This window comes from Geminocystis sp. GBBB08 (assembly GCF_016743215.1).
GTDB lineage: Bacteria > Cyanobacteriota > Cyanobacteriia > Cyanobacteriales > Cyanobacteriaceae > Geminocystis.
Window position 1 is genome coordinate 1 of record NZ_VRZC01000131.1, and the last position, 10,918, is coordinate 10,918.

Annotated in this window: 13 protein-coding genes; 2 read left to right on the forward strand and 11 right to left on the reverse strand. The window is 30.5% G+C overall.

Going from position 1 to position 10,918, the window contains the following annotated elements; translation table 11 throughout:
* Positions 1 to 31: 31 nt before the first annotated feature.
* Positions 32 to 301, reverse strand: coding sequence for a tetratricopeptide repeat protein (locus tag FWJ34_RS14625; RefSeq protein WP_308256069.1), 270 nt, complete (start codon positions 299 to 301; stop codon positions 32 to 34).
* 518 nt (positions 302 to 819) lie between these two features.
* Here FWJ34_RS14625 and remA point away from each other — a divergent pair.
* Both remA and gmk read left to right on the forward strand, forming a co-directional pair.
* Positions 820 to 1,071, forward strand: coding sequence for an extracellular matrix/biofilm regulator RemA (gene remA, locus FWJ34_RS14630; protein WP_308256070.1), 252 nt, complete (start codon positions 820 to 822; stop codon positions 1,069 to 1,071).
* Between the two features lie 94 nt (positions 1,072 to 1,165).
* Positions 1,166 to 1,720, forward strand: a complete 555-nt coding sequence (gene gmk, locus FWJ34_RS14635; RefSeq protein WP_308256071.1) for a guanylate kinase — start codon at positions 1,166 to 1,168, stop codon at positions 1,718 to 1,720.
* 199 nt (positions 1,721 to 1,919) lie between these two features.
* On the opposite strand, the gene rsmG is transcribed toward gmk, so the two are convergent.
* The 10 genes from rsmG to FWJ34_RS14685 all read right to left on the reverse strand — a co-directional run bounded on the left by rsmG (position 1,920) and on the right by FWJ34_RS14685 (position 10,460).
* Entirely contained in the window at positions 1,920 to 2,447 is a 528-nt protein-coding gene (gene rsmG / locus FWJ34_RS14640; protein ID WP_308256072.1) for a 16S rRNA (guanine(527)-N(7))-methyltransferase RsmG, read from the reverse strand.
* 180 nt (positions 2,448 to 2,627) lie between these two features.
* Positions 2,628 to 4,724 carry an aminodeoxychorismate synthase gene (pabB, locus tag FWJ34_RS14645; protein ID WP_308256073.1) on the reverse strand — a complete coding sequence of 699 codons (2,097 nt, stop codon included), beginning with the start codon at positions 4,722 to 4,724 and terminating at the stop codon, positions 2,628 to 2,630.
* A gap of 150 nt (positions 4,725 to 4,874) precedes the next feature.
* Entirely contained in the window at positions 4,875 to 5,648 is a 774-nt protein-coding gene (locus tag FWJ34_RS14650; RefSeq protein ID WP_308256074.1) for a tetratricopeptide repeat protein, read from the reverse strand.
* A 109-nt stretch (positions 5,649 to 5,757) separates the two neighbouring features.
* On the reverse strand, positions 5,758 to 6,210 hold the full coding sequence (locus tag FWJ34_RS14655; RefSeq protein ID WP_308256075.1) for a hypothetical protein: 453 nt from the start codon (positions 6,208 to 6,210) through the stop codon (positions 5,758 to 5,760).
* Positions 6,211 to 6,263: 53 nt separating this feature from the next.
* Positions 6,264 to 6,749, reverse strand: coding sequence for a 2Fe-2S iron-sulfur cluster-binding protein (locus FWJ34_RS14660; protein WP_308256076.1), 486 nt, complete (start codon positions 6,747 to 6,749; stop codon positions 6,264 to 6,266).
* Positions 6,750 to 6,879: 130 nt separating this feature from the next.
* Positions 6,880 to 7,554, reverse strand: coding sequence for a V4R domain-containing protein (locus FWJ34_RS14665; protein WP_308256077.1), 675 nt, complete (start codon positions 7,552 to 7,554; stop codon positions 6,880 to 6,882).
* A 35-nt stretch (positions 7,555 to 7,589) separates the two neighbouring features.
* The gene (locus FWJ34_RS14670) at positions 7,590 to 8,066 is read right to left on the reverse strand and encodes a phycobilisome protein (RefSeq protein WP_308256078.1); all 477 of its coding nucleotides are present in this window, start codon (positions 8,064 to 8,066) and stop codon (positions 7,590 to 7,592) included.
* 8 nt (positions 8,067 to 8,074) lie between these two features.
* A complete protein-coding gene (locus FWJ34_RS14675; RefSeq protein WP_308256079.1) occupies positions 8,075 to 8,482 on the reverse strand; it encodes a hypothetical protein in 408 nt (135 codons plus the stop codon).
* Positions 8,479 to 9,195 (reverse strand): V4R domain-containing protein, encoded by a 717-nt coding sequence (locus FWJ34_RS14680; protein ID WP_308256080.1) that lies wholly within the window; start codon positions 9,193 to 9,195, stop codon positions 8,479 to 8,481. Before FWJ34_RS14680 ends, FWJ34_RS14675 begins: the two co-directional genes overlap by 4 nt.
* A gap of 428 nt (positions 9,196 to 9,623) precedes the next feature.
* On the reverse strand, positions 9,624 to 10,460 hold the full coding sequence (locus FWJ34_RS14685; RefSeq protein ID WP_308256081.1) for a pentapeptide repeat-containing protein: 837 nt from the start codon (positions 10,458 to 10,460) through the stop codon (positions 9,624 to 9,626).
* Between the last annotated feature and the right edge of the window lie 458 nt (positions 10,461 to 10,918).

Consider the following 10,918-nt stretch of genomic DNA (forward strand, 5'->3'; position numbering starts at 1 on the left):
AGAGTCAAATTTACTAATTTAAAGTTTCGATTTATTTCATATTATTAAATATGACCTCGATCGATTGATCTACAACAGTTGCAGAATCTATAAATTGCAAGTGTTTGCGGAGTTTGACAAAAGAGGGATAATTAGGATCAAATTTGATGGCTTGAGTATAATATTCGATCGCCTTATCATAATGTTCTTCCTGGGCGTAAGTCAGTCCTAAATCATGATAGGCTTGAGAATAATTAGGAGTAATTCTGAGTGCTTGAGTGAAATCCTCGATCTTGATAAATTCGGGATGAAAAGGGCGCAATTTTTACAACCCATGTATAACTCAGATCTTGCACCAGTACAATAATACCAATGAAACAAAACGGGAAAAATCAATTCTGATTACTTTTCCCTCTTCCCTCTTCCCTTTTCTATATCCTCTAACTATCTATAATATCCAGACTTTGGAAAATTATGCACTCAGAATATAAGTGATAGTTATTTCAATTAAGTTTGAGATAATGGTTAAGACGTTTTGAGATTCCTCTCTATGGCTCGGAATGACATTTTTAGGAAAATCTTTTTTCTGTAAGTTGATCGCCCACATCTAGGGATAAGTATTTTATCTCGCAAAGGTGCAAAGATGCTAAAATGTAATCTAAGCAAGTTAAGTTCATATATATCAGTTGATGGTGAGCGTTGTTTGATCGAGCTTATACTTTCTTGAAGATGGCGATAAATCTCAATTTTTTGAGAATTTCAGCTAAAAATCATTGTAAATCTTAATATTTAGCGATATGATGATGGATAAGTCAAAAATCTTAATTCTCATCATAATTTATGGATATTAAATTAATTAACATCGGTTTTGGTAATATCGTAGCCGCTAACCGAGTTATTGCTATTGTAAGTCCAGAATCAGCTCCCATTAAACGTATTATCAGTGATGCTAGAGAAAAAGGATTATTAATTGATGCTACCTACGGTAGAAGAACCAGAGCGGTAATTATAACAGATTCCAGTCATGTTATATTATCCGCTATTCAACCCGAAACCGTTGCTAATCGTTTTGTGACGAATATTGAAAAATAATTGCTAATTTTTACTTCCTTAAAGTCTGAAATTTTTTTCCTACTCATTGCAAAGGTAAAAATAAATACGAGGTTTATTAAAGCCGAATAATTTTATGAATCAACAAGGTAAATTAGTTGTAATTACAGGCCCTAGCGGTGTCGGCAAAGGTACAATTGTCAAATCTTTACTCTCTAAAAATCCTCACATTTTTCTCTCTATTTCCGCAACAACTCGCCTTCCACGGGAGTGTGAAATTAACGGCAAAGATTACTATTTTCTTTCTCGTCTTCAATTTGAAGAGATGATTAATAAGTCTCAATTGTTAGAATGGGCAGAATATGCAGGAAATTATTATGGCACACCTAAACAACCTGTCTTAGAACAAATTGAGCAAGGTAAAATTGTTATTTTAGAAATTGAAGTTTTAGGGGCAAATCAAGTTAAAGAAAGTTTTCCCTCGGCTACCAGAATTTTTATTCTACCCCCTTCTATGGAAATTTTAGAGCAACGTTTAAAGGGTAGAGGCACAGATACCGATGAAGTCATTCTTAACCGTTTAACGAAAGCTAAAGAAGAATTAGCCGTCAGTCATCAGTTTGATTATCAAGTTATTAATGATATTTTAGAAAATGCCATCGCAGATGTAGAAGATAAGATTAAAAATTAATAGAAGATAATGGCACTTTTACAGGTTTTCCTATTTCCCTAGGATATTTTTTGGCAGTTAGTTTTACTTTTTCTATATAAATACAATGACGAATATGATTCTCAATCGGTGTATTTTTATTAGTAATTTTGATAATTTTTCCGCCTAATTTATTGGCAACTTTTTCGCTTATATTCTTTTCTTCATCTGTTAAATTTCCTCAATATAAAATAGCAATTCCGCCTATATTTAATAAAGGTAAACTGTATTCTAAACAAACCGAAATTTCAGCAACGGCTCTAATTAAAGCAAAATCATATTGTTTTCGATAATTTTGATCTTGTCCTATTATTTCTGCTCTATTAATTAATATTTTAATATTTTTTAAATTTAACTTTTGAGAAAACTCACTAATAAATTTAATTTTTTTCGCCACAGAATCCATTAAGGTTAATTTTGCTTCTGGAAATGCTATCGCAATTGGTAATCCGGGAAAACCTCCACCAGTGCCAATATCAATTATGTTTTTATCAGTTAAATCATATTCTAAAATTGGTGCTAAAGAATCCCATAAATTTTTTTCCCAAAATTCTTCAGAAGTGGTAATTCTTGTTAAATTTAAGTGTTTATTAATACTTAATATTTCGTTATATAATTTTTCCCATAAATTTTGTATTTCTTCTGATGGTGTCCAATTTGTCGTATTTTGCCACAATTGCTGATAAGTTGGTAATAAATTATTATTCATAAATACAGTTACTCAAAAGTGATATTATTATTCACTATTATTTTAAAAGTTTTAGTTATTTTATAGCACTACCAAATTTAAACTATTTTCAGATTGATCAAATTAAGAAAGTGAGAATTATTAGACATGCTGATGGTTTTTATGTCCAATTTAATATCTAAGAATAAAGTTTAATATTGATTAAAAGCTATCAATTAACGCCTTTGCTTTAAGTATGATTTCTTCAAATTCCTTATCAGCTTCTGAAAGAATCGTAATTGCACCTCCAACACCGATGGAACTTTGATTTAGGGTTATAATAGCTGTACGAATCACGATATTTAAGTCCATCGTACCATTGAGGGCTAAAAATCCGATACTCCCTGAATAAATGCCTCTTGCTTCGGTTTCTAATTCGTCTATAATCTCTAGTGTCCTCTTTTTTGGTGCTCCTGTCATTGAACCACCGGGAAAACAAGCCTTAATACAATCAACGGCTTTCACTCCTTTGCTAATTTTACCCTTGACTGTTGTCACCATTTGATGTAAGGTATTGTAAGTTTCAATCGCCATTAATTTAGGAACGATAACTGTACCAACTTCGCAAACTTTACCTAAATCATTACGCAATAAGTCCACAATCATCAAGTTTTCCGCTTTCTCTTTTTCGCTGAATTGTAATTGATTTTTTAGTTGTATATCTTCTTTTTTATTTTTACCTCTTTTGACTGTGCCTTTGATGGGTTTAGATTCTAAATTCCCATTTTTTTCTAATAATAAAAATCTTTCAGGGGAAGAACAAATTACTGCTATTTCACCAAATTTTAAATAAGCACTATAAGGGGCTGGATTTTCTTTTCTTAGCCGTAAATAATAATTTAAAGGTTCTGATATAGTAGGTAAATAAAGATTATTTGTTAAACATATCTCATAACTTTCTCCTTGTTTTATTTTCTCTAGGCAAGTTTGGATATTCTCTAAATATTCCTGTTTATCTCTACTTAGTTGATAAGATTTTATCCTGTTTTTTTCCTTGAGATTTTCTTTAAGGTTAATCTTTTTGTCTTTATCAATTAAATTTAGCTTATTTTCTATTACTTTAAACCAGTTATTAGCGTTATTTTCTTCCTTAATTTTATCTACAAAAACTAAGTAAATTTCTTGATAAATATGATCAAATATAATTAGGCGATCGCCAAAAATAAATTGAGCGGTAGGTAAAGAAGATTGATGTTTATTTTTATTACCTAATAAGGCTTTTAATTCATAGCCAAAATAACCAATAAAACCCCCATTAAAATTAAAAGGTAAATCTTGATTATCATAAGCATAATTATCTAAAATATCTTGTAAAAACTGAAAAATATCTCCCCTTAAAATTTCGCTTTTTTTATTTTGAGCAACTTTTATTTCTTGATTATTGACGTTATATTCGACTAAAAAACTATTCTCCCCCTCACAATCTCCCATATAAGAAAACCTTGATAAACCTTCTTCTACCATACTGCTATCTAACCAAAAACTATGATCAGACTTACTATAAATTTCTTGAAATGTGATGGCAGAATCAACAAATATATCTAATTTTTTACAATAAACTTGATACTTTTTATTATTAGTTATGAATAATTTATTTTGTTGATTTGTTTCTTTATTTATCAAGTTATCTATTAAGTAAAATTTTGGATAATTTTGAATATTGTTATCTACAGATCGATGATATATTTTTGTCAAATGTTGAAAATTAATTAATAATTCTTTACCATACTCTGAACCTATGGATTCAGGATGAAATTGTACACCCCAAAAAGGTTTATATTTATGCTTAATTCCCATTATTAAATTATCCTCAGTTTTAGCAATAATTTCTAAGTCTGAAGGTAAAGGATAATCAATCATTAAAGAGTGATAACGCACAACGGAAAAAGGAGAGGGTATATTACTTAAAATTGAGTCTTGTTGATGATAAATTTTACTAATCCTACCGTGAAAAGGTTGTCTTGATCTGGTAATTTTTGCACCATAAAAATAACCTAAACCTTGATGCCCTAAACATACTCCTAAAACAGGAATATTGGCATTTAATAAAACTTCTCCACAGATACCAAAATCTTCTTTATTTTCAGGATTACCCGAACCCGGAGAAATGATAATATTATCCACATTAAGCTCTTTTATTTCCCGCCAAGATAACTCATTATTTGTAATTACTATTGGTTTTTCACCGTTAACTTGGGCTAATAATTGGTAAATATTATAGGTAAAAGAATCATAATTATCGATAATTAAACTTTTCATAAAAATTCTGTTAATACTTCAGGAGTAACAACACATTCTGCGCCATCAATGATATTTGATTAATGGCATTCAATTGTTTCATCTTATCAAACATAAAAAAAAGGGCAAACCTTTGTTTACCCCATAATTATATATTTTCTCAAACTATCACTATTCAACAAATAATTCTGTGCTTACTATTATCTCTGAAACAGTACCATTACTCTCGTATCGTAGCTCGTGAATATTACGACTCATTTCTCGTGCGACATGATAACTATCAATGTCTCCTTGCTCAAAATATAGTAAAGCAGCTTTGCGTAAATCGTCAACAGCTTTTTGTTTCAAATCTGTTTCAAGATAAACGACTCCTCTTTTATGATAAGCTTTTGCCAAGCTAGAATTTTTCTTAATAGCTTCTGTATAATCTTCAATAGCACCTGTATAATTACCTAATTTTTCGTAACTTAAACCTCTTTGATAGAAGAAGTCAGCTGAATCAGGTTGTGAGCGTAATTCCTGTGAAAAATCTTCCACTTCTCGGATATTACTAACAATATTATTTAAGTCTTGATATTGTAATTCCAGTCTTTGAATTTCACTATTAAGATGTTGCTTTTGTTGTGCTAAACTGTCTTGAACTGATAGCTGTAATTTTTCCACACGATTAGCTAAATCTGTTTGATTTTCCGTTAATTTCGTGCTTAATTCATTATGGTTAGCCTCTAAGGTTGCCATTAATTTATTGATAGTTTCTTCCTGTTGATTATAGGCTTCAATTAAACTATCGTTAAATTGTTTACGACTAGCAAGATTACAACCCACCCCAACAGTTAAAGGAATAGAAGCTAAAATCGGATTATTTAAAGCAACGGAAGCAATAACTCCCAACACAGAAATTCCTAAACCTGTATAACCAATTATATCTTGTTTTTTTTCCATCATCTTAATTTAATTATAAATAAAATGTTTGTAGTCAAGGCTTTTACCTTTCTTTGATTCTTTAGCCCCAAAGGGCTTACTACCAACTGTATTGTTTTTTTAAATCTTGTTTTTACACTAAAACCACACAATTTAACTCAAAAATAGGAAGAGCAAGTTTAGCTTCTTCTGGTGTTAAAAATGTCTGAATAACTTGAGAAAGCACCTCATAAGTATCGTTATTGTCTTCTTCAAAAGTATATGAACGGGCAATGGTTTGAAACCATAACAACATATTCGTGCGTAATCTTTCCATATCATCAAATAACAAAGCAGCCGCACAATAACGAATTAAATCAATTAAATCCCGTTTACAAGTACCATAATAATCTTGAAATTCTGGATTCCGTTTCTGTTTACCAACTCTTACGGCTTCCACAATTTTCGTTGCATTATCTCTGATTTTGAGATAGGCACTCATTCTTAAATGTTGAGAATCTAAATAATCCTCTAAAAATTTTAATTCATAATCTTGTGCATAACGTCCGTCAGCTTCGATGGTTAAATCGGCAAATTGTTTTAACATTTTTTAAAACTCCTGATTAATTGTCGGTGATAAAATTTTATGGTGATGAAATATTAAATCGCATCAATGGTATTTGCTAAATATTTAGTAACTTCTCCTTTGGTATTCTCTAATTGACTAATCATTGAGCGAGTAATTAACTTCCCTTCCTCTACTAAAATCTTGCCAGAAATGGGATGTAAAATATTTTGTTGTGCCCTTCTACCAATTAAGGCTTCAACGTCATCAATCTCACTTAAATACATCCCAGAAGGCAATTCTACTACAACCCCCTCACCCATAACTCTAGCCTGACAAGCTAAACGAGAATTTAATTTACAAGTGGTAATTACTTCTAAAGTTCGTTTTTCTCGACGATTAAGGGGTGATAAACTTTCCATGCCCTCTTTTATATAAATATGACAAGTAGAACACATCCCCCGGCCACCACATTCTTGTAAGACGTTAAGTTGATTTTTTAACAATCCTGATAATAGGTTATCATTGGTTTTAATTGCTGTTTGTGTACCAAGAGGATCTAGTTTGATTATTTTAGCCACTATCTTCTTTTTTGATTGATTAAAAGTCTAATTTAAGATTAGCTCATGTTTTAACGAAAATAAAAAAGAGTAAAACAATGAATAATTACTTATATAGAAACTTAGGGAACTTTACATGAGTGCTATACTTTTAATTATCGTCAGAATTAGTGTTAAGTAAACGATCCATGATCGTAGAATAATCATAACCTTCTTCTGACATCCCTTTAGCTAAATCCACCCTTTCTTCTAAACCAATGACAAAATAATTTGATGGTGCTCCCATAGATTCGCAACTTAGTTGAACACAACCAAGATCTTCTCCTGTCAATTTACTAAAAAAGGAGCTTAAAATTCCTGCTTCTGGCTGACAAGCAAAACCCTTATTTTTCGGTGCCGCTTCAGCAAAGGGGGAATTAAGGGTATTTACCACAATAAAACCTTGAGAATAATAATCAAAATCAAAATTAATTACTCCCCAACCGTGAGTTTTCCAGCATTGTTTTAAACAACTCAAAAATTGAGCCATATTCATCTGTGCCAAAGGCATTTCATAATATTCACTCACTTCTTGAACAAAACGGCGATAAAAACTTTTACCCCACCAACGACCACAATTATAAAGAACAATACTTGTAGCTTGACCAATTTCTTCTTCTAAACCTGCGTAAATTCCTTGTAAAAGAACTTCAGGTAAAGCAATTAATCTTGAGCCTAGTCTTGTTTCTAATAATCCTAACTCAAAATCTCCTTGCACATAAGCAGAAGGAGCGAAGTAATTACCTTTTAAGGCTTTTTCTTGAACTAAATCGGCAACGGAAATCATCTATTTTTCCTCTTATTATGATATATTTTTTTGACTTAATTAGCTAAAATAGCACCATTAGTTAAATAATTATTGGATTGAGCTAAAAAAGGCTCAATATGAGCTAATTCATCTTCAGAAAGAACACTATTTAATTTAACAAGTAATAATGAATAAATAGCTTGAAAAATCACCTGAGATTCATAAGCTTGAACTATATCTGTCAACCACTCTAGTAAACGGTGTTCGAGAAATTCATGGTTATTTAACATCATCGCCATACCGCTATATCTTGTAATTAATAACCAGTGACGAATAGTCGTTTCAATTTTTTGGGAATTTTCTTGGGGAAATTTGGCGATAACTTGATCTACAATTCCTTGAAAAATACTAATTTCTTCATCTCGAAGAATTTTGTAAGCGTCAATTCTATCTTTGAGAGTCGCAATTTCCTGAGAAAATCGATTTAAGTCTTCTTCTTGTAAATACTGAAATTCAGCTTCATGAATTAATGCTTGTAATTCTGGATACATAATTTTGCTTAAAGTAAATCCGATAAATCGTTAATATTTAATGGTTTAGGGTTTAAATAGATAACATTAGACATTGTTGGCATAGAAGCAATATTGACTTTTTTGGTGATACCTTGATTTTGCCCTTGCCATGCTATACCTTGGAAAAATTTATCTACAGACATGGTAAAAGTGTAAGCAGGTTGTTGATTTTGTGATAATTCTTCCTTTTTAACCCTATCTGCGGGATTAATTTTGACAATACCTTGCCAATTGTGCAAAGCAAAAAATTTTTCCACCGTTAAACTAAAATTAAGATTTAAGGTTGTATTTTCTATTACCTTTAACCAATTTTCATTCTCCGTCACCAGTTTAAAGCCTTGCCAGTTAGCTTCTCTCAAAAAACTTTCAACAGTGAGACTTCTCGAAGGTATCATTTTAGATATTCTCCATTGACTAATTTTTTCTGAATATCTTTTGCTCCCGCTCCTTCATTTTGCCAGAAAGTTGCCGCATCGATACGATCTTGTTTTCCTAGCAAAAATTTACAATAGGTTTCACCCATAGAATAACATTGAATTTCAATACAGTTGAGTTGTTTATTAATAAACCGACTGAAGAAACCTGCCATTAAACCAGCGTAAATGTGACAGACGGGTTTACCCACATCTCCTAAAGTGCGCGCAACGGCGGAGTCAAAGATATTCACAAACATAAAACCGTTTTTTTGCTCACTTAAATCCACATCCCAGTTACCCCAACCTTGAGTAGTGAAAGGCCACCACCATGCTTCAAGAACGTATAATAAGTTCATTTCATGGGGATTTTTGGGATATTCATATTCTTTTTGAAACCATTGCTCAAAAAATTCCGCATCTCTGATACCCCACGCTTTACCGATATTATACATAACGACACTAGAAGCTGATCCCACCTCTTCTTCTAAACCTTCGATTAATCCTACAATAAAATCTTCGGTAACTAGAACATTGCGAGATTCATTCCAATCCGTAATATTTCCATTCTGAATATCAAATTGAAAAAAATCTTCTAAGGTGTAATGATCATGCTTTTTCGGGTATTTATTTTTCCAAAGATTTTTGGAAATTTTTTCTACAGTACGACTTGATTTCGTAGGTGTTGAAGTCATCTGATTCAATATCCTCTTATATTTTATTAAGATTATTAAATTATTGAGTTCATTAAAAAATAATTTGTTTTCTGTATTTATTGTAACCACTTTTTGATCTTGGAATCTTTTTTTTAAACATTTCTATACAATTCTAAGATTTTGTCTGTTACTAAGATTTTATACCTATGGCATCCCTCTATCATTTTACAGAAATTAACCTTTCTAATCCTGCTGATAAGGTGGAGAATTTAATCTCAAAACTCTCACAATGAACATAAGATTCCTATGGATTCAAATTAATCAATAGATCAACTAAATACAGATTAAACAACAAGAAAAAATAAGTAAATTTGACGATAAAAGCATCTAAACTTATTTTTTGACTTTATTTATTTAATTTTTGATAAAAGGAGAATATTTATATTTAAAATCAGTAGCACTATATACTAAGCAACATTATTTTTAATTAAATACTCCACAGTTAATTTTTTTTCTTCAATAATATTTGGTAAATCTTGAATAATCAGAGAACTTTTTTTAATAAAGGCATTAGTCCATTTTTCAAACCATTTTAACTGCATCATTGTGGCTTGATGAGTAATCGTTCCAGTAAAATTTATTTTTCCGTTTTTATCCATCGAAAATTGCTGTAACCATTCCACGTCTGGACGAGATTCTTCAAAATTTTTAGCAGTAATTGTTCCCCCTAAATAACGACTCACTATATTGGCAATAGTTTCAAAATTTGTTATAATAGAAGCAATGGTAACTTTTTTAGTGAGGGAATTTTTAAAGGAAGATTCCATATTCATCCCCAAAGATACAGGGTCGAAACACTTATCAAAACGGGTAGTATTATCGTAAGAAGCACTGCGGAAGATAGCCCCATTTAAGTGCGCACCGTTTAAAAATGTACCTGATAAATCAGCTTTAGATAAATCAGCTTTTGTCAAAAAACTACCAGTAAAATATGCTTCCTTAAGTGTTGCTTTGGTTAAATTTATTTTAGTTAAATATGCTTTGATTAAATATGCTCCTTTTAAATTAGCACCACTTAAATTAGCACCGCTTAAATTAGCTTCATTAAAATAACAATTACTTAAGTTAGCATTGCTTAAATCGGCATCCCTTAAATCAGCATAACTTAAATCAGATCCTGATAAATTAATCCCTCTAAGTTTGCTATTTCTTAAATCTATTCTTCTCAATTGTAACTTAGGAAAATCTCTTTCTCCTTGATTGTATTGAGTTTGGATGTCGATTAACCCATTATTTATAAACATTTGTTATCCCCTAAAATTAATGCTAAAATGCTAATTATATTATGTATTTTTTATTATTAATCTTGTATATCTTAAAAGATTAATTTAGATTAAATCATAAACTGATGATTATTTAACTTATTTTCCTAATAAAATATCTTAAGGATTTTTTTAACTTTTCTATATTCTAACGATATTTATTTAGAAAAAGTGTTTTTTTTAACAAAACTTAGTTAAACTTTTATAAATTTTTTTTGTGAATTTAACTATAAATTTAAGTGATTATACTTAAACTAAGTATTTATACACATAGTAACTATCAACGTCTTAATTGTCAAATATTTTTAGTTATCTATAGAACCTATTTGATATTTACGCCTGTAACCCAAATAACAAAAGGCTTTGACGAGATTAAAGTATTTCTTCTGAAATCATTATTATGTAACCATTCTAAAAAAGATACCAAATGGGTTCTATAG

What these genes read in the sequence shown, in the direction of transcription:
- remA (WP_308256070.1), top strand. Translation starts at nt 820, where the DNA reads ATGGATATTAAATTAATTAACATCGGTTTTGGTAATATCGTAGCCGCT.
- gmk (WP_308256071.1), top strand. Translation starts at nt 1,166, where the DNA reads ATGAATCAACAAGGTAAATTAGTTGTAATTACAGGCCCTAGCGGTGTC.
- rsmG (WP_308256072.1), bottom strand. Translation starts at nt 2,447, where the DNA reads ATGAATAATAATTTATTACCAACTTATCAGCAATTGTGGCAAAATACG.
- pabB (WP_308256073.1), bottom strand. Translation starts at nt 4,724, where the DNA reads ATGAAAAGTTTAATTATCGATAATTATGATTCTTTTACCTATAATATT.
- FWJ34_RS14650 (WP_308256074.1), bottom strand. Translation starts at nt 5,648, where the DNA reads ATGATGGAAAAAAAACAAGATATAATTGGTTATACAGGTTTAGGAATT.
- FWJ34_RS14655 (WP_308256075.1), bottom strand. Translation starts at nt 6,210, where the DNA reads ATGTTAAAACAATTTGCCGATTTAACCATCGAAGCTGACGGACGTTAT.
- FWJ34_RS14665 (WP_308256077.1), bottom strand. Translation starts at nt 7,554, where the DNA reads ATGATTTCCGTTGCCGATTTAGTTCAAGAAAAAGCCTTAAAAGGTAAT.
- FWJ34_RS14670 (WP_308256078.1), bottom strand. Translation starts at nt 8,066, where the DNA reads ATGTATCCAGAATTACAAGCATTAATTCATGAAGCTGAATTTCAGTAT.
- FWJ34_RS14675 (WP_308256079.1), bottom strand. Translation starts at nt 8,482, where the DNA reads ATGATACCTTCGAGAAGTCTCACTGTTGAAAGTTTTTTGAGAGAAGCT.
- FWJ34_RS14680 (WP_308256080.1), bottom strand. Translation starts at nt 9,195, where the DNA reads ATGACTTCAACACCTACGAAATCAAGTCGTACTGTAGAAAAAATTTCC.
- FWJ34_RS14685 (WP_308256081.1), bottom strand. Translation starts at nt 10,460, where the DNA reads ATGTTTATAAATAATGGGTTAATCGACATCCAAACTCAATACAATCAA.